We start from the raw sequence: 22684 nt of genomic DNA, 5'->3' as shown, positions 1-22684 counted from the left end.
CGTACACACACCTGCGCCCGGTGTCCGAGACGAAACGGGCACCGGGCGCAGGGTGAAAGCGGTGGCGAACTAGTCGGAGATGGTGCGCACGCGCATCCCGGATCCGACCGTGTCCACGATGTCCGCGACCGGGATGCCGAGGCTGGCCGTGCCACCCTCCGGTGCCAGCACCAGGTTCGCCTCCGTGCAGTTGGGGGCGCCGCTGGCATTGGAACCACTCGTGATGCCCAGTGCGAGAGTGCCGGTGACGATGGCACCGCCGCTGTCACCCGCGAGGGTGCAGGCGGTGCCCGCGAAACCGTTGATCACGCGGCTCGAACCGTCGGCCACGAACAACTGCGTCTCGACGTGATCGGCGGCGACCACACCACACGTGAACGACGACGTCTGGCCCGACTTGCAGATCGGGGCGCCGACGACGGGACGGGCGGTGCCGGTGATCTCCAGGGTGGTGCCGTTCGCGCCGCGCACCGCGGGACGGTCCAGGCCGGCCTTGACACCCGCGTCGTTCAGCTTGATCACCGAGTAGTCGAGCTTGTCGGCCGGGTTACCCACCGACGACTTCGAGAACACGCCGATCTGCTGGCTGTCGTCGACGTTCTGGTGATTGGGGAGGAACACCGGCGACTGCTGACCCTCGGCGGGGTTGCAGTGCCCGGCGCTGATGTTGACGGCCTGGCCGCTGTCGTCGACGGCGTTGAAGCCGAGCGAGCAGACGGAGATCTCCGAGATCGGCGTCTTCGGCAGTTCGCCCGCGGTGGTGATGTACGTGTCGCCGGCGAGGGGACCCCGCTCCACCGGACCGCCGCCGCCGGGGCTCAGCATCACCTTGACGTTGGCGAGCAGCGTCGGCAGGTTCAGCGCTTGGCCGACGGGGCTGTTGACGACGTCGATGACGACGCGGTTGTCGAGAACGTCGATCGACGCGGAGTTGACCTGGGAAGCCACGTCCTTCGGCAGTCCCGCGATCCAGCCGTTCACGTCGGAGAGGGTCTTCTCCAGGCCGTTCGCGGACACCGGCGCAATGCGGGTGTCGTACCCGGCCTTGGCTGCGGCGTCGGCGGCCTCGTTCGTGGTGACCGCGACGACGGGCTTGCCGTCGAGGCCGATCCACGCCCCGGCGAAGTCGTCGGGATGCTGCTCCCGGAAATCCTCGGCGTAACTACCCAGCTCCTGTGCCTTCGCGGCGCGGTCGAGGTATTCCTGCGGGCTGATCTTCAGGTCGCGGGTAATGGCCTCGACGAGTTCGGCCGGCAACTTGTCGGCGCTCAGCTGCGTGGTGTCGGGCTGCGTAACAGGGTCGGCCTGGGCGGCAGTGGAAAACGGAAAGAGAAGAAGCATTGCCGAGGCGCCTACAACAGCGGCGCGGTGCGCCAGCACGTTACGCATGAAATCCCTTCTGCACGGAATCCGTTCACTGGGGATTCCTTCTGGGGTGGGTATCAGCGCCCCACCTTAAGCTACGGACGGGTCGACCCGTCGGGGAGGTGCGACCGAAGCCTCACTGACCTGGCGTTTTCAGCGCAGGCAGCACCGGTGTCGTCGTGGTGGTCGCGGCCAGCGGTTCCTTCGTCGTCGTGGTGGTGGTGGTGGTTGTCTCCGGCGGTGTCGTCGTGGTCGTCGCGGCGGTGGTCGTCGTGGTGGTCTGGGGGACCGTGGTGATCGAGGGAAGGGTGATCACCGGCGTCGTCGTCGTGGTCGTCGTCGGCGGGGGCGGGGGCACGAACACGGACGTCGTCTCCACCGGGGCGGGCGGGGGAGCGACCGGGATCGGGGCCTCCACCTCCGTCGTCACGGCCACCTCCTGCGTGCTCGCCGTCGGGAAGACCGCGGGTGCGACCGGTGTGGGTCGCGCGGTCGACGTCGTCACCGACGCGGTCTGGGCGTCCTGGATCGACGGGACCGCGGTGCTGTTCTTGCCGGTGAGCGCGAACGCGACCGCCCCACCGGCCACCACCAGTGCGGCCGCGGCGACACCGGCGATGATCAGTGGCCGACGGTCGGGGCGCTTGGCGGCTGCGGTCGGTGCGCTCGCCTCGGTCTCGGCCGGCGGAAACGCGTCCGCGGATGCAGCAGCCGCCGCCGCGGGCACCGCCGTCACAGCGGAGTACGCGGTGTGCAACGGGGCCTCGACGACGGGAATCGACTCGGTGTCGGCGCTGGTGTCCTCGTCGGTCAGGGCCAGCCCGGCCGCCAGCAGCGCCGCACCCTGGGCCGGGGACTCCGGCGACGCGGTGAGCGCCACCGACTCCGGGATGAGAGTCGCGTCGCCCAGACCCATGTAGTCGAGGGATTCACGCAGCTTCGTGACGATCTCCGGCGCCCAGTCCGACGGATGGGTCGCGGTGACCTTCACCGTGCCGGACAGTCCGTCCGACGCCTCCCGGAACAGGCAGAACATCGCCGTCGCAACGAGGTCCTCGGCGCGGGTCAGGGAACCCGCGTACTCGATGCCCGCGGGCTCACCGACACGTGCGAGGAAGTCGCGGACGGCGCCGGTCGACTCCGTGCCGGGGTCGCCGAGCTGAACAGTGCCGTCCGGGGCCGTGAACAGCACGGACGGGTGTTCGATCGTCCTCACGTCGGTTCCGGAAGCGGTCACCACCGCCGTGGAAACCGAATCGCCGACGGTGAGTCCGACTCCGGTGGTCATGGAAGATCCTTACTGGCACGGTTCGAGAGGTGCGTCATCGCACCACGTGCACAGTGTGTCGCGCGCCGATGCCGAATGGTTACATACGGCACCCGTGAGTGCTTGTTAACCGCCGGCGGTTAAGAAGTACTCACAGGTGGCGGAGCCGCAGACCCGTGGCCCATCGCACGCAGCATCGACAGCAGTTCCGACCGCGACCCGGCGCCCAGCCGCCGGCGGATCCGGGCGACGTGGTGCTCGATCGTCTTCGCGGAGATGTAGAGGCGCGACCCGATCTCCCGGTACGTCAGCCCCTGGACGAGCAGTTCGGCGACCTCCGCCTCGCGGTCGGTGAGCGACCCCGGCGTGCTCGGGCTCGGCACGACCGCGGAGTCGGTGCCGTTGCCGGCGGACGTCGGCTGGCGCAGGGCCCGGGCGACCTGCAGCAGGGTGGTCGCCGCCCGGGTGTCGGAGGCGCGCAACGCGGCCTCACCGGCGAGGCGCGCGCCGTCCCACGGCAGGCCGATCCGGTCGAGGGTGCGGGCCGCGTCCTCGACGGTGGCGGCGTCGATGTCGCCCTGCAGCACGCGCAGCCAGGCGCGACCGGCGGCGGCGAGCCCGGACGCGTACGTGCTGACCTTGGCGGCCTCGCCGAGTGCGCGGGCGTGCGGCATCAGATCGGCGGGGCATTCGGCGAGGATCGAGGCCTGCACGCCGTACCAGTGCAGGGCCGACCCCCACATCGCCGGTTCGCCGAGGGTCCGCAGCAACGACCGGGCGTCCTCGACGAGGTGGGTGATCCGCCCGGGTTCGCCGACCCGGATCGCGGTGAGCCACAGTTCGCCGAGCGGCAGCAGGCTCAGCAGGTCCACCGAGTACTCGGCGAGCACGCCCTGCGCGCCCGCCCACGCCTGGAGCAGGGCCGCGTTGTCGCCGGTGCGCCGCGCCAGCCCGACCCGCAGGCCGTGGACGAACAGCAGATCCCGCTGGTGCATCGACGCGGCGTCGAGACCGTCGAGCCGGGACTGCGCCGACGTGAGGTCGCCGCGGACCATCGACGTCCACGCGGTGAGCAGTTGGTGCCGGTTCGCGGTGACACTGCCGGGGCGCTCGGCTTCCCGGGCCCGGGTGAGGACGGCGTCCGCGTGGGCGAGTTCGCCGCAGTGGAGTGCGGCGAGGGCGGTGATCGCGGCGGGGGAGTCGGGCAGCATCCGGGGCCGCGACGCGCGGCCGGGCAGCGACAGGGCGCGGGTCAGTGAGTTCAGTGCCGCATTCGCGGACGCGGTCACCGACTGCACGAGTCCGGTCGCGACGAGGGCGGCGCCGGCGGTGGCGGCGGTGGGGGGTGCGCCCGCGCTCGTCGCGAGGACGGCTTCGGCGTCGTCGAGTCGGCCCGCGACCACGAGGACGGAGGCGGCGAGGGGGGCGTCGGCGCCCGCCCGGTCCGCACCGAGCCAGGCGTACAGTTCGGCGCTGCGGTCGATCATGCCGCAGAACGCGGCACCTGCGGCCGAAATGCGTACGGCCGCAGCGAGTTCCGGGCCGTCGACGGTCGCGGATCGTTCGAGGACGGAATCGGCCAGCCCGACCGCGGTGTCGAGGTCACCGTTCAGGGCGCTCGCCTCGGCGTACGCGACGACGGCCGTGTCGCGGAGCTTGCCGACCCGGCCCGCTTCGGCGTACAGCGCGACGGCGACGGCCGGTTCGGCGAGTTCGGCCTGGGCGCAGAGGAATTGGCTCAATTCCTCGCTGGGTGTGCCGGTCGCGGCCACCGCGCGGGCGACGGGAAGCGTGAGCGTTCCGCCGTCGACGTGATGGGCGAGCAGGCGGCGGGCCAGCATGTGCAGGCGGTTCTCGCCGAGCGTGGTCGTGAGATGCGTGTGGTCCGCGAGAACCAGCGTGTCCCGTTCGTCGACCCAGCCGTCCGAACGGAGCGCGTCGACGGCCGCGCGGGCACGGTCGGGTTCGACGTCGAGTACCCGGGCGACGACGGTCTCGTCGAGGTCGCTGCCGAGTAGAACCAGTGCGAGAGCGGAGAGTTGCGGGCTGTCGAGGTCCGCGAGTTCCGTGGGAGGGAGCGGTGAGGGCAGCGTGGACACGTCGCCCTATCCGCCGTTGCCGAGGACGCCGGGCACCAGGCCGGTGACTCCGCCGACGACGCCGCCGACCGTGTCGCCCACGCCGTTGACGGTGTTACCCACCGCGCCGGCACCGCCGACGATGGTGTTGGCGATCGCGGCGCCGCCGTCGGACGGAACGCTCGGTGCCGGAGCGGGCGCAGGTGCCGGCGCGGGGGCGGGTGCCGGTGCGGGTGCGGGTGCGGGGGCAGGCGCCGCAGCGGCGGGGGCCGGGGCCGTGCCGGGCGCCGCGACAGCCGGTGGGGCCGCGGCGGGTGCGACGGTGCCGGGTGGGACGGTGCCGGGTGCGGCGACCGGAGTCGCGACGCCGGCCGCGGTGCCGGGGACGCCGGTTGCGGCGGCGACACCCGCAGCCTCGGTGCCGGGTGCGACGGCGCCTGCCGCGGCGGCCTCCGCCGGAACACCGGACGTGGAGGCGGCGCCCGCCGACGTGCCCGACGACTGCGAGGAGGTCGAACCCGAACTGGACGCCGGTGCGACGTCGAAGACCGTGCCGAGCGACAGCCCGCCCGCAGCAAGCAGGGCGATGGCGGCGACGGATGCGGAGATGATCCCGGCCTTCTTCTTGCGCGACATCCCGGTGGGGGCGGGGTCGACGGGTCTCGGTGCGGGAGGCCGGGCGGCGAGGACGACGGTGTCGGCGTCCGACTCGACGGCCGGGGCGGCGGCAGGCGCTGCCGTGGCAGGCGCGGCGGTGGGAACGACGACCGGCATCCGCGCGATCGTCGGGGCGGCGGCGCGCCCCGCAACCCGGTCGGCGGCGAGCAGCGCGGCACCCAGGGCGGCGGTGTGGCCCGGACGTTCGGCCGCGACGACGGGAACCCGCAGTTCCGCGGACAGAAGTTCGGCGACGAGCGGGATCGCGGCGCTGCCGCCGGTGAGTACCACCTGGGTGACGTCGCTGGATTCGAGGCCTGCGGCGTGGATGCTCTCGCGGACCAGCGTCACCGAGTCCTGGAGGGGTTCGCGGATGAGGTCTTCGAGTTCCGAGCGCACCAGCCGCACGTCGGTGGAGATGCCGGGCAGTTCGATGCCGATGGTGGCCTCGGTGTCGGAGGACAGTGCCTCCTTCGCCGCGGTGCACCGGGTCCGCAGGCGGGTCAGCGCGGCGACGGTGTCGGGGGCGAAGGGGTCGATGTCGCCGAACTCGTCGGCGACGTTGCCGAGGACGTACTGCATGGCGGCGTGGTCGAAGTGGGCGCCACCGAAGTCCTCGGACCGCACCGGCTTGCCGAGGACCCCGGTTTCCGTGCCATGTGCGTCCGAACGGAACAGGGTGATGTCGAGTGAGGTGCCGCCGAGGTCGTAGATGACGGTCAACGCGTCGCCGAGGGTGCCGCGGGTCCGTTCGAGCCACGTCATCACCGCCTGCGCCTCCGACACGAGGGTGGCGTCCGCGACGCCGGCCTGCTCGAGCGCGTCGGCGAGGACGCCGACGGTGTACGGCGGCCAGACGGTCGGGTGGGCGACGACGGTGGCCGGGAGGCCGTGCCTGCCGGATGCCGCCTCGTGCACGATGCAGCTCACGGCGGTGGCCACGAGGTCTTCGCCGGAGTAGGTCGAGCCGTCGTCGGTGAGGATCCCGACCGGGTCGCCGACGCGGTTCGCGAAGTCGGACACCGTCACCGCATCCGGTTCGCCGCCGTCGGCGCCGAGTACGGGTGCGCGGTCGGGGGAGAGGTGCAGAACACTCGCGCGGGACAGGACGGTGAGGTCGGCGGCATCCGTCACGCTCGCCCCGTCCGTGTCGACGGCGGCCACCGTATTGACCGATCCGACACCGATGCCGAGCGCTGCAGCCATGTTCCACTCCTGTGGTCCGGGCGGGCGTCACGCCGCCTGTGTCAGGCGGACGGTGCCGCCGTCGTATGTGACGGCCGGGGCCGTCGTGGTCACTCGAATTGTCGCGTGCGGCGGCCGTTTCGTTACGCCGATGCGCAGGTCGACGGCAGTTACGGGGCCGATCCCCTAATGCCCCCTCATCCCCTAACGGCGAGGCCCCGACCCCCGATGGGAGATCCCCGATACCGGGGTCCGCGAGTAGGGGGCGCCGCCCCGTTGGGAAGGGGGCCGCCGATCCATAACGTGTATTTCACTCGCCGTCACAGCAGTTGTGGTGGCCACCCGAACTCCCCGAACCTCGACCACAGGAGAGATTGCCATGGCTACCAACGCCGTCCTCGACTTCATCCTCGGCCTTCTTCGCGACGAGCAGGCTGCGGCGGCCTACTGCGCCAACCCGACCGACGCTCTGTGCGCTGCCGGTCTGCAGGGTGTGAGCCACGCGGACATCGTCTCCGTCGCTCCGCTGGTCGCGGAGTCGGGACTGTTCGCGGGCAGCGGGGCCGACCTGGCAGCGATCGTCAACGCCGGTGCCGACGTCGCCGGTGACGTCGCCGGTGGTATCGGCGCAGGTGTCGGCGGCGGTCTCGGTGGCGGTCTCGGTGGCGGCCTGGGCGCCGGCCTCGGTCTCGGCGGCGGTCTCGGCGGTGCGGTCGGTCTCGGAGCCGGCGCGGGCCTCGGTCTGGGTGCCGGCCTGGGCGGCGACTTCGACTTCGCCGCGGAACTGGCGGCCGGCCTGAGCGCCGCGCTCGGTGCCGCACTGGAGATCGGCGGCGAGATCGGTGCACAGCTCGGTGCCGCGCTGGGCGCAGCCCTCGACGCGGCACTCTCCCTCACCGGTGGCCTCGAGCTCGGCAGTGCACTCGACCTCGGCGCCACGATCAGCGGAGCCCTCGGAGGAGCGCTCGGGCTGGGCGCGGACCTGACCGCGCAGCTCGCCACCACCCTCACCGCGGCGATCACGGCCCTGCCGGTGGTCAACGTCGCCGGTGGTCTCACCGGGATCCTCGCGCCGGCCCTGTCGATCGGCGGCGACCTGGGCGCCGAGCTGGGTGCGGCTCTCGGTGCCGCCCTCGCCAGCGTCGTCGACCTCGGTGGCAGCGTGGACGGCGACATCCTCACCGGAGTCGGTGCCGGCCTCGACCTCGGTGGCGTGCTCGGAACGACCCTCGGCAGCGTACTCGGTGTGGACGCCGGTCTCGGTGGCACGCTGGGCGGCGCCCTCGACGCGGCGATCGGCGCGGGCGGCGGATTGGGCGCGACCCTCGAAGGCCTGCTCGGCGGTGACCTGCTCGGCGACGTCGCCGGTTCGCTCGGCGGAGTCCTCGGCACCGACCTCGGCGCGGTCCTCGGTGGCGCGCTCGGCGGTGTCCTCGGTGCGGGCGGTGACCTCGGTGCAGACCTCGGTGGCGCGCTCGGCGCGACGCTCGGTTCGATCGCCGACCTGGGCGGCGGACTGGACCTCGACGCGATCCTCGGTGCGGGCGGCAGCCTCGGCGGTGCCCTGAGCGGGCTGCTCGGCGGTGAACTCGGAGTCGGCGGCGACCTTACGGCCGGTCTGGGTACCGCACTGGACGCGGTGCTCGGTGCCGGCGGCGGACTCGACCTCGGTGCCGTGCTCGGTGCCGACGGCGGCCTCGGTGGCGCGCTGAGCGGCATCCTCGGCGGCGTCCTCGGCGCCGGCGGCGACGTCAGCGGTGACCTCGGTGGAGCCCTGGGCGGTCTGCTCGGCGGCGCCCTCGATCTGGACGGCGGCCTCGGCGGCGCACTGTCCGGTGCACTCGGCAGCGGACTGGGACTGGACGCCGCACTCGGCACGGTCCTGGGTGGCGCCCTCGGCCTGGACGGTGGCCTGGCCACCCAACTGGGCAGCACTCTCGACGCCGCGCTCGGTGCCGGCGGCGTGACGGGCATCGACCTGGGCGGCCTGCTGGACGGCGGACTGGACCTCGGCCTCGGCGGCGATCTCGGCCTCGGCGGAGAACTGACTTCCGAGCTGACCACGGCACTGAGCGGTGCCTTCGGTCTGGGCGGCGACGCAGGCGCGAACCTGGGCACGGTCCTGGGCGGTGCACTGGAGAGCGGCCTCGGGCTGGGCGGCGTCCTCGACACCGGTGCCGATCTGGGAACCACGATCAGCAGCGCGCTCGGCGGAGTGCTCGGTGTCGACGGTGACGCCACTGCAGGCCTGGGCGCGGCGCTCGACGCGGTGCTCGGCGCGGACGGCGGAGTCGACCTCGGCGGGGCGACCGACCTGGGTGGTCTGCTCGGCGGTGCGTTCGGTGCCGGCGGCGCCGCGGGCGCCGATCTCGGCGCGGCCCTCGGCGGTGTGCTCGGCGGTGCGCTCGAGACCGGCGGCGCCCTCGACCTCGACAGCGTCCTCGGCGCGGAGGGAAGCATCGGCAGCACGCTGGGCACCGCTCTCGGCGGCGTCCTCGGCGCGGACGGCGGCCTCAGCGCGACCCTCGGTTCCGCACTGGAGACGGCACTGGAGGCCGGTGGCGGGCTCGATCTCGACTCCGCTCTGGACGCCGACCTCGGACTCGACGCCGCGGCCGGTGTTGGCGGCGCCCTGGACGGTGCGCTCGACGCGGGCACCGGTCTCGCGGGTGGCCTGACGAGCGGCATCGACGGCGCGCTGGGCGGGCTGCTCGACGTGGGCACTGACGTCACGGGCAACGTGGGCGGCGCCGTCGGCGGCGGTGTGGCGGGCGGCGCGGACGCAGCGGCCGGCATCGGTGCCGGTGTCGCGGCGGGAGTCGGTGCGGTTGCCGACGCCGGCGCAGACCTGGGCGGCAGCCTCGGAACCAACCTGGTCGGCGGACTGGACACGGCCGGTGGCCTGGGCGCCGGTCTGACCAGCGGCCTCACCGGTGGTCTGGGTGGAATCTTCGACACCGGTGCGGGCCTCGGCTCCGCACTGACCGGCAGCGTCGGCGGTGCCGTCGATGCGGTCGGTGAGGCAGGCGCCTCGGTCGGCGCGGTCGCCGACGCCGGTGCGAGCCTGGACGCGAACCTCGGCGGTGCCCTCGACACGGCGGCCAACCTGGGCGGAAGCCTCGGTGGCGCCCTGGACACGGCGGCGAACGTCGGCGGAAGCCTCGGCGGCACCGTGGACGCCGCTGCCGGAATCGGCGGTGACGTGGCCGGCGGACTGGAAGGCAGCGTGGACAGCGCCGTCGACGCCACCGCCGGTCTGACCGGGGGCCTGGACGCCACCACCGACGCGGCCGCCGATCTCGGCGCCGGACTGTCCGGTGGCGTGGGCGGTCTCGGATCGCTCGGCACCTCGGTCGGCGGCGCCCTCGACGGTGCCGTCGGTGGAGCGGTCGACGGCGGAGCGGCAGTGGGCGGCGCCCTCGACGGCGCAGCGTCCGCCGGCGGATCGGTCGCGGGTGGCGCTTCCGCAGGCGGTTCCGCCGCCGCGGACGGTTCCGCGGACCTCGGAGCGGTCGGCGGCGCCGTCGTCGACACCACCGGTTCGATCGCCGGCGGCCTCGGATCCACCCTGGGCGGTGCCGTCGACACCGGGGCCGACACCTGGTCGTCGATCGACGCGGACAACGCGTTCGGCGCCGACTCGGGCCTGCACGCCGACACCGACGGTTCGCTGTTCGGTGACACCGACTCCTCGGTGGACCTCTCGCACGACGTCACGGGCGTGGTCGATCACCTCGAGCCGTGATGAGCCGGCGGTTCCGGCATCCCCCAGACGGGGCGGCCGGGACCGCCGTACGATGTAACGAAATCAGCCCCGGACGCGTTATGCGTGCGGGGCTGTTTCACAGTCGGGTGTCGGGGCACCGAACAGGTGCCCGCACGAGGTCGGAAGAATTGCGGGTCAACGAAGCTCATGGACAGTGCAGCCGCCGAGAAGAGTCCAGCCCGATCCCAGTCGATGACGGCGCTGCTCGAGCAGGCCCTGGACGTGGCGAAGCGGTTCGGTCGCGGCGACCTGGCCCAGCGCCTGGATTCCGCCCGGGGCCGGGTGCAGGATCCGCGGATGCGGATCGTGGTGGTCGGGCCGCTGAAGCAGGGCAAGAGCCAGTTCGTGAATTCGCTTCTCAATCTCACCGTGTGCTCGGTGGGCGACGACGAGACCACGGCGATCCCCACCGTCGTCCAGAACGCGGAGACGGCGTCGGCGGAACTGGTGCTCGCCGATCCGGGAGCCGACCCGATCCGGGTGCCGCTGCCACTCGACGAGCTGAACGGCATCACCCCGGCCTCACCCCGCGCCGGGGGCCGGGAGGTGCTGCGCGTCGAGGTCAACGTCCCGAGCCCGCTGCTCGCCGACGGGCTGGTCCTCGTCGACACCCCCGGGGTGGGCGGTGCAGGCAACCCGCACGCCGCGAGCACGCTCGGACTGATTCCGGCGTCGGACGCCGTGTTCGTCCTGTCGGACGCCAGCCAGGAATTCACCGAGCCGGAGCTCGGTTTCATCCGCCAGGTCACGAGCCTGTGCCCGTCGGTGGCCTGCCTGATCAGCAAGACCGACCTGTACCCGCACTGGCGCGAGATCGTCGAGGCGGATCGCGGGCATCTCGCGCGCGCAGGTCTGGACGTTCCCCTGATCCCGATCTCCTCGGTGCTGCGTTCGCACGCGCTGCGACTGCAGGACGAGGAACTCAACACCGAATCCGGTTTCGTCGAGCTGTACGCGTTCCTTCGCGACCGGGTGGTGGCGCGTGCGGAGGCGAACACCCGCCGGGCCGTGTCGCTGGACGTGTCCTCCGCCGCCGAGCATCTGACCCTGGGGATCGGCAGTGAGCTTGCCGCCCTGCGTGATCCGGCGAAGGGTGTCGCCGCGGTCGCGGAACTGCAGAAGGCCAAGGCGGCCGCCGAGGAACTGCACAAGAAGACGTCGCTGTGGCAGCAGACGCTCGGCGACGGCATCGCCGACCTGGCCGCGGACATCGACCACGACCTCCGGGACCGGTTGCGCCGCGTCACCCGGGAGGCGGAGGAGACGGTGGACGAGGGCGATCCCGGCAAGGACTGGGACGCGCTGGGCCAGTGGCTCGAGCAGGAATTCGCCACCGCGATCGGCGACAACTTCGTCTGGGCCCACGACCGCGCGCTGTGGCTGGCCGAGGTGGTGGCGCAGCACTTCGCGGAGACGGGTGCCGTCGAACTGCCGCACCTGGACGTCGCGAACGTGGACGGCGTCCTCGAACCGGTGGCGTCGCTCGCCGACCTCGAGGCCGGACGCATCGGCATCACGCAGAAGGTCCTCGTCGGGATGCGCGGCTCCTACGGCGGCGTCCTCATGTTCGGTCTGATCACCACCATGATGGGGATGGCCCTGGTCAATCCGATCTCGATCGGCGCGGGAGTCCTGCTGGGCACCAAGGCATACCGGGAAGACCGGGAGAGCCGGATCCTGAAGCGGCGGGCGGAGGCGAAGACCGCGATCCGCCGGTTCGCGGACGACGCCAGCTTCCAGGTGGGCAAGGAGTCGAAGGATCGGCTCCGGTCGATCCAACGGTTGCTGCGCGACCACTTCACCGCGATCGCCGAGCAGGCGCTGCGGTCGATCAACGAGTCGCTGCGGGCCGCGCAGGAGGCGGCGAACCTCGAGTCCACCGAGCGGACCCGCCGCATCGCGCAACTCGAGAAGGATCTGCACGTCGCCTCCGAGCTGAAACAGCAGGCCGCGCAACTCGTCGCAGGCGATGCGGGAGCGGTCACGGCATGACCGCCGCTCCGCTCCAGGAAGCCCGGGCACTCATCGCCTCGGCCCGGCAGTTGTACGCCGGCCGCCCCGAGATCCGGGATCAGCTGACCGAATGCGCCCGGCGACTGGAACAACCGCTGCGGGTGGCCCTGGCCGGTTCGCTGAAGGCCGGCAAGTCCACTCTGCTCAATTCCCTGGTGGGGCAGGACATCGCGCCCACCGACGCGACCGAGTGCACCCGCGTCGTCACCTGGTATCGCAGTGGGTCGACGCCGACCGTGACGGCCTGGTACCAGCCGGACCCGGGCACCGGCGGTCAGCGTTCGGCGAACGTCCCGGTGCTGCGCCGGGACGGACATCTCACGTTCGACCTCGGTCACCTCACCGCCGATCAGGTGGACCGCCTCGACGTGGAGTGGCCGTCGTCCGCGCTGGCGCACACCACGATCATCGACACCCCGGGCACGTCCTCGCTGTCGCGGGACGTCTCGGCCCGCACGCTCGAGATGCTCACCCCGGACAACGAGGCGTCCGGCGCCGACGCCGTGGTCTACCTGCTGCGCACCCTCAACGCGACCGACGTCCAGTTCCTCGGTCAGATCGGCGACCACGTCGGCGACGAATCGGGACCGCTCGGTGTGGTCGGGGTCGTGTCGCGGGCCGACGAGGTGGGGGCCGGACGCCTGGACGCCATGATGTCCGCGAAGGAGGTGGCGTCCCGGTTCGCGGGCGAACTCGAGCGCACCGGGCTGTGCCAGGCCGTCGTCCCCGTCGCGGGTCTGCTGGCGCTCGGTGCCCGCACGATGCGTCAGGCCGAGTTCACCGCGTTCCAGCATCTCGCCGAGGTCCCGGTGGACGACCTGAACCTGGCGATGCTGTCGGCCGACCGGTTCGCCCGTGAGGACAGTCCGCTTCCCGTGGACGCCCGGATGCGGGCCCAGCTGGCGGATCGCTTCGGGCTCTTCGGGATCCGGATGGCCGTCACCCTGATCCGGCTGGGCACCAAGGACTCGCCGACGCTGGCGGCCGAACTGGTGGAACGCAGCGGTCTCGACGAACTGCGCCAGGTGATCGACATCCAGTTCGGGCAGCGGGCCGATCAGCTGAAGACCCACTCGGCGCTGGTGGCACTCAAGCGGGTCCTGACGGCGCATCCGGTGCCGGGGGCGGGCGAGATCCTGATATCGGCCGAACGACTGCTGTCCGACGTGCACGGTTTCCAGGAACTGCGCCTGCTCGGGCGGCTGCGCTCCACCGAGGTGGGGCTGCCCGCCGACGACGTGGCCGAACTGCAGCGCCTGATCGGCGGGTTCGGCATCCAGATCCCGGAACGGCTGGGCACCGACGGCGACGACTCCGTGGAGTTGCAGCGGATGCGGGCACTCGCCGCGGTACGGAAGTGGCGCGAACGCGCACGGCACCCGTTGCTCGACCAGTTCACGGCGAGGGCCTGCACCGTCGCCGCCCGCAGCGCGGAAGGTGTTCTGGAGGAACTGAACACGGTCCGCCTGTAGGCGGGTCAGGTCGCGGACACGCCCGCGATCTCACCCTCCCGGAACGCGTCCACGAACAGCTGGTGGTCCTTGCGGCTCACCTCGGCGTACGCGATGCCGAAGTCGATGATCTCGCCGACGAACTCGTCCAGCCTGCCGTCGACGACGTTCTGGATCGCGTCCTCGGTCTGGAACGTGACCAGGGTCTGATCGCTGTCTTCGTCGGAGACGCAGTGCACCTTCGCCGTCGCCCGGCCGAGGTCCTCGAGCACCGGCACGATGTCCTCCGGTTCGGTGAGGTCGGACCAGTCGAGGTCCAGTTCGTACGGGGAGAGTTCGGCGACCACGAAACCGGTGTCACCGATCTCGGTGTAGCCGAGCAGCGGATCGGTGTGGACCTGCAGAGCCCGCTGACTCACCACCGTGCGGTGGCCTTCGTGCTCGAAGTAGTCGCGGACACGGGGTTCGTCGACGACGCGGCTGGGCGCGGCGACGTTGCCCTGCTTGAGGGACAGCACGATGTCGTTCTCGAGCGCCTGCGTCGCCCCTTCGATGAGCACGTTGTACGCCGGGAGGCCGGCGCTGCCGATCCCGAAACCTTTCCGCCCGACCACGTCCTTGACCCGGTAGAACACCGGTCGCGCGGATCGTTTGCTGCGGGGCACCCTCTCGATGTACGTCTCGAGCGCCTCGCACACGGTCGTGCGTTCGTCCTCGTCGAGTTCGCGGACTCCGCGGCCCCGCCGGAAACGCCGGTCGTAGTCCTCGATCACCGTGACGGATTCGAGCAGGTCCACCCGGGTGGCGAGGCGCGCGCTCAGCAGCAGATCCTGGATTGCGCCGCGCGAATTGTCCAGGCGCAGTGCGTACGCCTCGTCCGCCTCCCGTTGCACGTACTGCAGGACGTGCGCGACGTAACTGCGCAGATAGGTGTCGGCGAGTGCCCGGACATCACTCTCGGGGAGGGCCTTCTGCCAGCCCATCAGTGCGAGACTCGCGACGAACCGGCGAAGATCCCAGCTGAACGGCCCCACGTACGCCTCGTCGAAATCGTTGACGTCGAAGACGAGGGTGCCCTCCGAATTCATGTACGTGCCGAAATTCTCCAGGTGCAGATCGCCGTGAATCCACACGCGGCCGGTGCGCTCGTCCGCCCACGGATCGTCGAAGTCACGCAGATCGTCGTAGAAGAGGCAGGCGCTGCCCCGGTAGAAGGCGAACGGATCGGCGGCCATCTTCCGGAACTTCGTGCGAAACGCGCTCGGGTCCGCCTCCATCAGACCGGCGAAGGCCTCGACGAGGACCTCCACGATCCGGCCCTGCCTCGTGGAATCGTCGACGTCCACAGCAGCCTCCTTCTCGCGGCGACCGGTCACGACCGCACGGAACCACGGTAGCGTTCCCGCGCCCCCAGCGACTGCAGATACGTCCACGCATCGGCCACGATCGCATCGAGGTCCGTGTAGCTCGGCCGCCAGCCCAGTTCGGCCTGCACACGGGCACCCGACGCGACGAGCACCGCCGGATCGCCGGCGCGGCGCGGGGCGTCCCGGGTGGCGATGGTTCGGCCCGTCACGCGTTCGCAGGACGAGATCACCTCCCGCACACTGAACCCGGTGCCGGTGCCGAGGTTGTAGATCCGGTGCGTTCCGGGCTGGGCGGATTCGAGCGCGAGGACGTGCGCCTCGGCCAGGTCGCGGATGTGGATGTAGTCGCGGACGGCGGTGCCGTCGGGGGTGGGCCAGTCGGTGCCGAACACCGAGATCTCGTCGCGGTCCCCGGCCGCGACCTGCAGCACCAGCGGGATCAGGTGGGTCTCCACGCGACGGTTCTCGCCGAGACCGGCGTACGCGCCCGCGACGTTGAAGTACCGGAGGCTGCACGCCGCCAGCCCGTGGGCGTGCGCGTACGACGTGATCGCGTGGTCGATCGCCAGTTTGGTGGCACCGTACGGGTTGGTCGGCCGGGTCGGTGCGTCCTCGGTGATCGGCACGGAATCCGGCGAGCCGTACGTCGCCGCGGTGGAGGAGAACACCAGCCGGCCGGTGCCGGAGGAACGCATCGCCTCCAGCAGCGTCAGCGTCTTGACGACGTTGGCCTGCCAGTACGTTTCCGGGGTCTCCACCGATTCGCCGACGAGTGAGCGGGCGGCGAAATGCAACACGCCGTCGACATCCCCGGCGCCGAGAACGCGGTGGGCTGCGCTCGCGACGTCGTCCTCGACGAACTCCGCCCCCGCCGGGACCGCGTCTGCATTGCCGGTCGACAGGTCGTCGACGATCACGACCGTGTGGCCGCACTCGAGCAGTCGCTGCGCGCAGAGGCTGCCGACGTAACCGGCACCGCCGGTGACGAGAAGTTTCACTGTTTCCCCCCGGTCAGTCGCCGAGCCGGGCGCCGGTGGTGGGCGAGAAGAAGTGCAGGCGGGCCGGGTCCGGTGCCAGCCGGATCACGTCGCCCTTGGCCGGGGAGGCGGAGTCGCTGACCCGGGCGACGATGTCGTGTCCGCCGAGGTCACCGTCGCGAACGAGGCGTCCGTAGATGTAGGCGTCCGCGCCGAGTTCCTCCACCACGTCGACCTTCACCGCGGTGCCCTGATCGGACACGGTCCACGCCTCCGGGCGGACGCCGACGACGACCCGCCCGGTGTCCAGGGCGCCCAGCACCGACCGCTCGATCGGCGTCGACAGCGAACCGATCCGGGCGTCGCCGTGCACGACGTCGACCTCGAACAGATTCATGGCCGGTGATCCGATGAACCCGGCGACGAAGCTGTTGACCGGCTTCTCGTACAACGTCTTCGGGCTCGCGCACTGCTGCAGGACGCCCGCCTTCATGACGGCGACGCGGTCGCCCATGGTCATGGCCTCCACCTGGTCGTGGGTGACGTACACGGTGGTGGTGGCCAGTCGGCGCTGCAACAGTGAGATCTGGGTACGGGTCTGCACCCGGAGTTTCGCGTCGAGGTTGCTCAGCGGCTCGTCCATGAGGAACACCTGCGGGTTGCGGACGATCGCCCGGCCCATCGCGACTCGCTGTCGCTGCCCGCCGGACAGTGCCTTCGGCTTGCGGTTCAGGTAGTCGCCGAGATCGAGAATCCTGGCGGCCTCCTCGACGCGGCGGCCGATCTCGGCCTTGTCCATGCCGGCAATCTCGAGGGCGAATCCCATGTTCTTCGCGACCGTCATGTGGGGGTACAGGGCGTAGTTCTGGAACACCATCGCGATGTCCCGTTCCTTCGGGGCGAGGGCGGTGACGTCGCGTTCGCCGATGCGGATGGCGCCGTAGTCGACGTCCTCGAGGCCGGCGAGCATCCGCAGCGACGTCGACTTGCCGCACCCGGACGGGCCGACGAGGACGAGGAATTCGCCGTCCTCGATGTCGAGGTTCAGCGAATCGACCGCCGGCACATCGGAACCGGGGTACATCTTGGTGGCTGCGTCGTACGTGACTCGTGCCATGGTGTTCTCCTGGTCGTGGAAGGGGATCTCAGAGTCGGTGTGCCGAACCCGACGGCTCGGCGTGCAGGAACTGCGGTGTGGGCAGGGACGCGGTGTCGGCGCGTCGGGCGACGTTCTCGACGACGGCGTCGACCCGGTCGGTGGGCACGAGGGCGATCGCGGAGCCGCCGAAGCCGCCGCCGGTCATCCGGGCGCCCCAGGCGCCGGCCTCGCGGGCGGCGTCGACGGCGGAGTCGAGTTCGACGGAGCTGACCTCGTAGTCGTCGCGTAACGAGGCGTGGGAGCGGTTCAGTGCGTCGCCGATGTCGGCGATCCGGCCGCGGTCGAGCAGATCGGCGACCTCGTAGACGCGACGGATCTCGCCGAGCACGTGCCGGGCCCGCTGCGCTGCCGGGGAACTCAGCGCCGCGACGGCCGCGTCGCGGTCGGCGACGTCGCGCAGGGTGGCGACGCCGAGGTCGGCGCAGGCCTTCTCGATGGTGGCGCGCCGGTTGCCGTACTGTCCGTCGACCAGTCGGTGCGGCGCGTTGGTGTCGATGACCACCAGCCGGGCACCCGCGGAGCGGAAGTCGAGCGGGACGTGCCTGCTCGCGCCGTCCCGGCAGTCGAGGAGCAGCGCGTGGCCGGGGCGGGCGAGCATCGCGACCGACTGGTCCATGCCGCCGGTGGAGGCGCCGGCGATCTCGTTCTCCGCGCGGATGGACGCGTCGATCAGCGGCCGGCGGCCGGACTCGTCCGTGGGCAGTCCGGCGAGGTCGGCGACGGCGAGCGCGAACGCGCACTCGAGCGCGGCAGAACTCGACAGCCCGGAGCCGACGGGGACCGTCGAATGCACCGCCACATCGAAACCCGTTGTCGCCGTAAGATGTCCGGACCGGCGCAGCGCCCACACCACCCCGGCGACGTACGCGGACCAGCCGGACGGGTGGCCCGGCGCGACGTCGGCGAGCGGGCCCTGCCAGGACTCGCCGGTGTGTGTCGACACGGCGTGCAGGATCGCGTCGTCCCGCACGCGGACGGCGACGACGGTGACGTAGGGGAGGGCGAACGGCAGGACCAGCCCGCCGGCGTAGTCGACGTGCTCGCCGATGAGGTTGACGCGGCCGGGTGCCGCCCAGACACCGTCCGCGTCGCCGCCGAACGTGCTGCGGAACAACGCCTCCGCGGTGCCGGTGACCGCGTGGACGTCGACGGGTTCGACCCACTGCGCCGCACTCACGACGCCACCTCCCGCAGCCGGTCGGCGATGCGCTCGGGGGTGGTGTCGTTGACCCACGCCCCCATCCCGGACTCGGATCCCGCCAGGTACTTCATCCGGCCGGGCGACCGCATCATCGAGAACAGCTGGAGGTGAAGCCGTCCGAGCAGGCGGTCCTCGCCGACGGGCGCCTGGTGCCACGCCGCGATGTACGGGACGGCGTCGACTCCGTCGAAGAAGCGGTCGACCCGCCGCAGCAGCTCGAGATACACCTGCGCGAGTTCGTCGCGTTCGCCGTCGGTCAGTTCGGTGAGGTCACGGACGTCGCGGTGGGGTGCGAGGTGCACCTCCAGCGGCCACCGGGAGGCGGCGGGAACGTACGCGGTCCAGTGTGCGCCGGCCAGGACCACCCTCCTGCCGGAGCGTGTTTCGGCGTCGAGGACGTCGGCGAGCAGCAGCCGCCCGGTGCTCTCGAAGTGCTCGCGGGAGCGCCGGATCAGCGCGTCCGTGCGCGGCGGCAGATACGGGTAGGCGTAGATCTGACCGTGCGGATGGGTGAGGGTGACACCGATTTCCTTGCCCCGGTTCTCGAAGCAGAACACCTGACGCACCCCGGGCAGCGCCGACAGTTCGGCGGTGCGGTCGGCCCAGACGTCGACGACGGTGCGGACCCGGTCGACACTCAGCGTGGAGAACGCGGCATCCGGGTTGCTGGTGAAGCAGACCACCTCGCACCTGCCCGCTCCCGGTGCCAGCGGCCACAGCGCTTCGCCGTCGACACAGTCGGGGAGGTCCTGGTTCGCGGCGGCCGTCGCGAGCGAGGGGAAGCGGTTCTCGAACACCACCACGTCGTAGTCGTCGGCCGGAATCTCGGTGGGCGCCTTGCCCGGCATGCTGGGGGCGAGTGGTGACGCGTCCGGCGGCGGCAGAAACGTGCGGTCCATCCGCTGGGCGGCGATGACCACCCATTCCCCGGTGAGCACGTCGAAACGCATCTGCGACTGCGACACCGCGGGCGGCAGCGGACGTGAATCCACCAGTTCTCGCGTGGCGCCGCCCGACACGTACGGCTCGGAGTCGTCGAAGTAGAGGAGTTCGCGGCCGTCCGCGAGAGTTGTCCGGGTCTTGCGCATCCGGACCCGCGCGGGGGCCTCCCGCGCCTCCTGTTCGTCACGCACGGTCATCGTCAAGTCCTTCCCGGTTCTCCCGTGTCACCACGAGATCGCCGACGTGGTCGGCGAGGGCTTCCTGGGCGGCGCGCTCGAGCCCGGCGTCGGTGATGAGGATGTCGACGTCGGACAGTGGGATCGTGTTCGCCAGCGCGGTCACCCCCCACTTCGTGTGGTCGGCGAGCACCACGACGCGGCGCGAAGACGCGACGAGCGCCTGATTGGTCTGGGCTTCCATCAGATTGGGGCAGGTCAGCCCCGAGTCGATCCCCATGCCGTGCGTGCCGAGGAACAGCATGTCCACGTGGATGCCGCGCAGGGCGGCGACCGTGAGCGGTCCGACGAGGGCGAACGACGGGGTGCGCTGACCTCCGGTGAGGAGGACGGTCTGGTCGTCGCGGCCGCCCTCGTGGAAGGCGTCGGCGACGGGCAGCGAATTGGTGACGACGGTGATGTCGGGGACGTCGAGGAGTTCGCGGGCGAGGGCGTGCGTGGTGGTGCCGCCGGAGATGCCCACCGATGTGCCCGGCCGCACCAGCCGGGCCGCGGCGCGGGCGATGGCCCGCTTGGCTTCACGGTCGAGTTCGGACTTCGCCGAGAACCCCGGTTCATGGACGCTCGCCGACCGCGGCAGCGTCACCCCGCCGTGCACCCGCTCGACGAGACCCTGCTCGACGAGTTCGTTGATGTCGCGGCGGATGGTCATGTCGGAGACCCCGAGCGTCGCGCCGAGGTCGACGACCTTCACCGCGCCGTGCGCGGTGACCTCGTCGAGGATCACCTGCTGGCGCTGACGTGCGAGCATCATGCGTCCGCCTTCCGTGTCGGGGCGCCGGTGCCGGCGCTGTCTTCGCGAATCACAGCACAGTTGCCCGGTTCCAGCGTGAGCGGTCCGTCGACCACCCGCTCGGTCACGAGGTCGGTGCCGGACACGTCGACGGTCACCTTCTCGTTCGTGTGGTTGAGGACGAACAGCCACGACCCGTTCTCGCCCTGCCTGCGCACGATCTCGACGTCGGAGTGCTGCCCCGCATGCAGGTCGAGACCGGCTGTGGCGCAGATCGTCTCGGCGAGCCGCTCCAGGCCCCGCATGTCGGGAACGGTCGCGAGATACCAGGCGGCACCGTCGCCGACGGGACGCCGGGTCACTGCGGGCACGCCCTGCAGGTGTCCCTCGGTGTGGCGGGCGAGGACGTCCACGTCCTCGGCGACCGTGAGGTATTCGGTCCAGACGCGGGCCGTCGTGCCGTCGTCGAGGGCGACGGTCTCGTCGGCGCCGAGCGGAAAGAACTCCTCGGTCCGGACGCCGAGCAGGTCTCCGAACGCCCCCGGGTAGCCGCCGAGCCGGACGTGGTCGTCACGGTCCGCGATCCCGGAGAACGCCGTCACCAGAACCTGCGCGCCTGCGCGGGCCGCCGCCGAGATGCGGTCCGCCTCCTCGTCGCTGCACAGGTACATCGCGGGCACGACCAGAACCGAGTACCGGCCGAGGTCGGCGTCCGGGGGGACGACGTCGCAGGTCACCCCGGCGAACGCGCGGTGCATCTGCTCGGCGATCGTCATCGGCTGCATCAACCGCGACGGGTGCCCGTCCTGCTCGCATGCCCACTGCGACTCCCAGTCGAACAGAATGCCGACCGGGGCCTCGACGCGGCTGCCGGCGACCGGTTCGAGCCGGCGCAGGACGGCACCGAGCTGGACGACTTCACGCCACCGGGCGGAGTCGGTGCCCGCGTGCGGCACGAGGGCGGAGTGGAACTTCTCGGCTCCGGCCTGCGACGCGCGGAACTGGAAGAACGCGACACCGTCCGCGCCGCGAGCCACGTGGGCGAGGGAGTTGCGCAGCATCTCGCCGGGCGTCTTCGCCCGGTTGACCGGCTGCCAGTTGACGGCACTCGTCGAATGCTCCATCAGCAGCCACGGCTGTGAGCCGGCAATGCCGCGGGTGAGGTCGGCGGAGAACGACAGCCGGTGGTGGGCGGCGCCGTCACCGGTCGCGGGTCCGACCAGATAGTGGTCGGTGGAGACCAGATCCTGTTCCGGCGCCCACTGCGCGTAGTTCATGTCGCCGGCGAGGGACTGCGGCGAGCCCATGCCCACCATGAAGTTCGTCGTCACCGGGACGTCGGGCGTGATGCGCCGCAACACCTCCCGCTCCGCGAGGTACTGGTCGAGGAGGGCGTCGGAGCAGAAGCGGCGCCAGTCCAGCAGATGGGTGGGGTTGCCGAACGTCGTGCTCGCGGCGGGCGGCACCACTTCGTCCCAGGCGCTGTAGTGCTGGCTCCAGAACGTCGTGCCCCACGCCCGGTTGAGTTCGGTGAGGTCGCCGTAGCGACGCTGCAGCCACCGCCGGAACGCCCGCGCGCTGTCGGGGGAGTAGCAGCGCGAGTTGTGGCAGCCGAGTTCGTTGGACACGTGCCAGAGGGCGAGTGCCGGGTGGCCGCCGTAGCGGACGGCCATCTTCTCGACGAGGGTGAGGGAGTGGTCGCGGTAGATCGGGGAACTCGGGCTCCACGTCTGCCTGCTGCCGATCTCGTACCGGTAACCGCGTTCGTCCACGGGCCGGACCTCGGGATGCGCCGCCGTGAGCCAGGGGGGTGGGGACGCGGTGGCGGTGGCCAGGTCGACGCGGACGCCGCCGTCGTGCAGGAGGTCGAGGACGCGGTCGAGCCAGCCGAAATCCCACGTCTCGGGGGTGGGCTGCAGCCGGGCCCAGGAGAAGACGCCGACGGTCACGAAGTCGACACAAGCCTCGCGCATGAGTTCGACGTCGCGTTGCCAGACCGCTTCCGGCCACTGTTCGGGGTTGTAGTCACCGCCGAAGGAAATGCCCCGGGTCGGCCACCGCAGGTGCCGTCCGCGGGAATCGCTCGCTGTGTGCATGCTCACAATCTGTCCGATCGCAGTTCAAAAGTCAACACGAATGAACATTTTTGCACTTCCGCAGGTGAAAGCACTTCCATCTGGTTGACAATGCGCAGTGCGGCGTGATTTTGTAACGTGCATCACGTAACGGCGTGAGGCGACACCAACGAAATGTGATCGAAGTTGTTCGATTTCGATCAGGTGGTGAG

At 71.2% G+C, this 22684-nt stretch carries 14 protein-coding genes; 3 read left to right on the top strand and 11 right to left on the bottom strand.

What is annotated here, in order from left to right; all coding sequences use genetic code 11:
• Window positions 1-69: 69 nt before the first annotated feature.
• From BLV94_RS17135 to BLV94_RS17120, 4 genes are all read right to left on the bottom strand, one after another.
• A complete protein-coding gene (locus BLV94_RS17135) occupies window positions 70-1389 on the bottom strand; it encodes a S1 family peptidase (protein ID WP_072937433.1) in 1320 nt (439 codons plus the stop codon).
• Window positions 1390-1501: 112 nt separating this feature from the next.
• On the bottom strand, window positions 1502-2653 hold the full coding sequence (locus tag BLV94_RS17130; protein WP_072937432.1) for a hypothetical protein: 1152 nt from the start codon (window positions 2651-2653) through the stop codon (window positions 1502-1504).
• Window positions 2654-2772: 119 nt separating this feature from the next.
• Window positions 2773-4731 (bottom strand): LuxR C-terminal-related transcriptional regulator, encoded by a 1959-nt coding sequence (locus BLV94_RS17125; protein WP_072937431.1) that lies wholly within the window; start codon window positions 4729-4731, stop codon window positions 2773-2775.
• 6 nt (window positions 4732-4737) lie between these two features.
• Entirely contained in the window at window positions 4738-6573 is a 1836-nt protein-coding gene (locus BLV94_RS17120; protein ID WP_074933753.1) for an Hsp70 family protein, read from the bottom strand.
• A 358-nt stretch (window positions 6574-6931) separates the two neighbouring features.
• On the opposite strand from BLV94_RS17120, the gene BLV94_RS17115 reads away from it, so the two are divergent.
• The 3 genes from BLV94_RS17115 to BLV94_RS17105 all read left to right on the top strand — a co-directional run bounded on the left by BLV94_RS17115 (window position 6932) and on the right by BLV94_RS17105 (window position 13803).
• Window positions 6932-10297, top strand: coding sequence for an IniB N-terminal domain-containing protein (locus BLV94_RS17115; protein WP_072937415.1), 3366 nt, complete (start codon window positions 6932-6934; stop codon window positions 10295-10297).
• A gap of 168 nt (window positions 10298-10465) precedes the next feature.
• A complete protein-coding gene (locus BLV94_RS17110; RefSeq protein ID WP_072937414.1) occupies window positions 10466-12310 on the top strand; it encodes a dynamin family protein in 1845 nt (614 codons plus the stop codon).
• Entirely contained in the window at window positions 12307-13803 is a 1497-nt protein-coding gene (locus BLV94_RS17105) for a dynamin family protein (RefSeq protein WP_072937413.1), read from the top strand. Before BLV94_RS17110 ends, BLV94_RS17105 begins: the two co-directional genes overlap by 4 nt.
• A gap of 5 nt (window positions 13804-13808) precedes the next feature.
• Here the strand turns inward: BLV94_RS17105 and BLV94_RS17100 are convergent, their stop codons facing one another.
• The 7 genes from BLV94_RS17100 to BLV94_RS17070 are packed head-to-tail and all read right to left on the bottom strand — an operon-like array spanning window position 13809 to window position 22493.
• The gene (locus BLV94_RS17100) at window positions 13809-15128 is read right to left on the bottom strand and encodes a DUF2252 domain-containing protein (RefSeq protein WP_072937412.1); all 1320 of its coding nucleotides are present in this window, start codon (window positions 15126-15128) and stop codon (window positions 13809-13811) included.
• A gap of 26 nt (window positions 15129-15154) precedes the next feature.
• Window positions 15155-16147: a UDP-glucose 4-epimerase GalE gene (galE, locus tag BLV94_RS17095; RefSeq protein WP_072937411.1), complete on the bottom strand. Its 993-nt coding sequence runs from the start codon at window positions 16145-16147 to the stop codon at window positions 15155-15157.
• A gap of 13 nt (window positions 16148-16160) precedes the next feature.
• Window positions 16161-17243, bottom strand: a complete 1083-nt coding sequence (locus BLV94_RS17090) for an ABC transporter ATP-binding protein (protein WP_072937410.1) — start codon at window positions 17241-17243, stop codon at window positions 16161-16163.
• 28 nt (window positions 17244-17271) lie between these two features.
• Entirely contained in the window at window positions 17272-18462 is a 1191-nt protein-coding gene (gene galK / locus BLV94_RS17085) for a galactokinase (RefSeq protein WP_072937409.1), read from the bottom strand.
• Window positions 18459-19625, bottom strand: a complete 1167-nt coding sequence (galT, locus tag BLV94_RS17080; RefSeq protein ID WP_072937408.1) for a galactose-1-phosphate uridylyltransferase — start codon at window positions 19623-19625, stop codon at window positions 18459-18461. Before galT ends, galK begins: the two co-directional genes overlap by 4 nt.
• A complete protein-coding gene (locus BLV94_RS17075) occupies window positions 19612-20418 on the bottom strand; it encodes a DeoR/GlpR family DNA-binding transcription regulator (protein ID WP_083395591.1) in 807 nt (268 codons plus the stop codon). Before BLV94_RS17075 ends, galT begins: the two co-directional genes overlap by 14 nt.
• Complete coding sequence (locus BLV94_RS17070) at window positions 20415-22493, bottom strand: beta-galactosidase (RefSeq protein ID WP_072937407.1); 2079 nt, start codon at window positions 22491-22493, stop codon at window positions 20415-20417. Before BLV94_RS17070 ends, BLV94_RS17075 begins: the two co-directional genes overlap by 4 nt.
• Window positions 22494-22684: the final 191 nt, after the last annotated feature.

The sequence above is a fragment of the Rhodococcus koreensis genome (assembly GCF_900105905.1).
Taxonomy (GTDB): Bacteria; Actinomycetota; Actinomycetes; order Mycobacteriales; family Mycobacteriaceae; genus Rhodococcus_F; species Rhodococcus_F koreensis.
The sequence above is the reverse complement of the archived record's forward strand: the minus strand, read 5'-3'. Positions and strand labels throughout refer to the sequence as shown.

What these genes read in the sequence shown, in the direction of transcription:
- BLV94_RS17135 (WP_072937433.1), bottom strand. Translation starts at nt 1,389, where the DNA reads ATGCGTAACGTGCTGGCGCACCGCGCCGCTGTTGTAGGCGCCTCGGCA.
- BLV94_RS17130 (WP_072937432.1), bottom strand. Translation starts at nt 2,653, where the DNA reads ATGACCACCGGAGTCGGACTCACCGTCGGCGATTCGGTTTCCACGGCG.
- BLV94_RS17120 (WP_074933753.1), bottom strand. Translation starts at nt 6,573, where the DNA reads ATGGCTGCAGCGCTCGGCATCGGTGTCGGATCGGTCAATACGGTGGCC.
- BLV94_RS17115 (WP_072937415.1), top strand. Translation starts at nt 6,932, where the DNA reads ATGGCTACCAACGCCGTCCTCGACTTCATCCTCGGCCTTCTTCGCGAC.
- BLV94_RS17110 (WP_072937414.1), top strand. Translation starts at nt 10,466, where the DNA reads ATGGACAGTGCAGCCGCCGAGAAGAGTCCAGCCCGATCCCAGTCGATG.
- BLV94_RS17105 (WP_072937413.1), top strand. Translation starts at nt 12,307, where the DNA reads ATGACCGCCGCTCCGCTCCAGGAAGCCCGGGCACTCATCGCCTCGGCC.
- BLV94_RS17090 (WP_072937410.1), bottom strand. Translation starts at nt 17,243, where the DNA reads ATGGCACGAGTCACGTACGACGCAGCCACCAAGATGTACCCCGGTTCC.
- galT (WP_072937408.1), bottom strand. Translation starts at nt 19,625, where the DNA reads ATGACCGTGCGTGACGAACAGGAGGCGCGGGAGGCCCCCGCGCGGGTC.
- BLV94_RS17075 (WP_083395591.1), bottom strand. Translation starts at nt 20,418, where the DNA reads ATGATGCTCGCACGTCAGCGCCAGCAGGTGATCCTCGACGAGGTCACC.
- BLV94_RS17070 (WP_072937407.1), bottom strand. Translation starts at nt 22,493, where the DNA reads ATGCACACAGCGAGCGATTCCCGCGGACGGCACCTGCGGTGGCCGACC.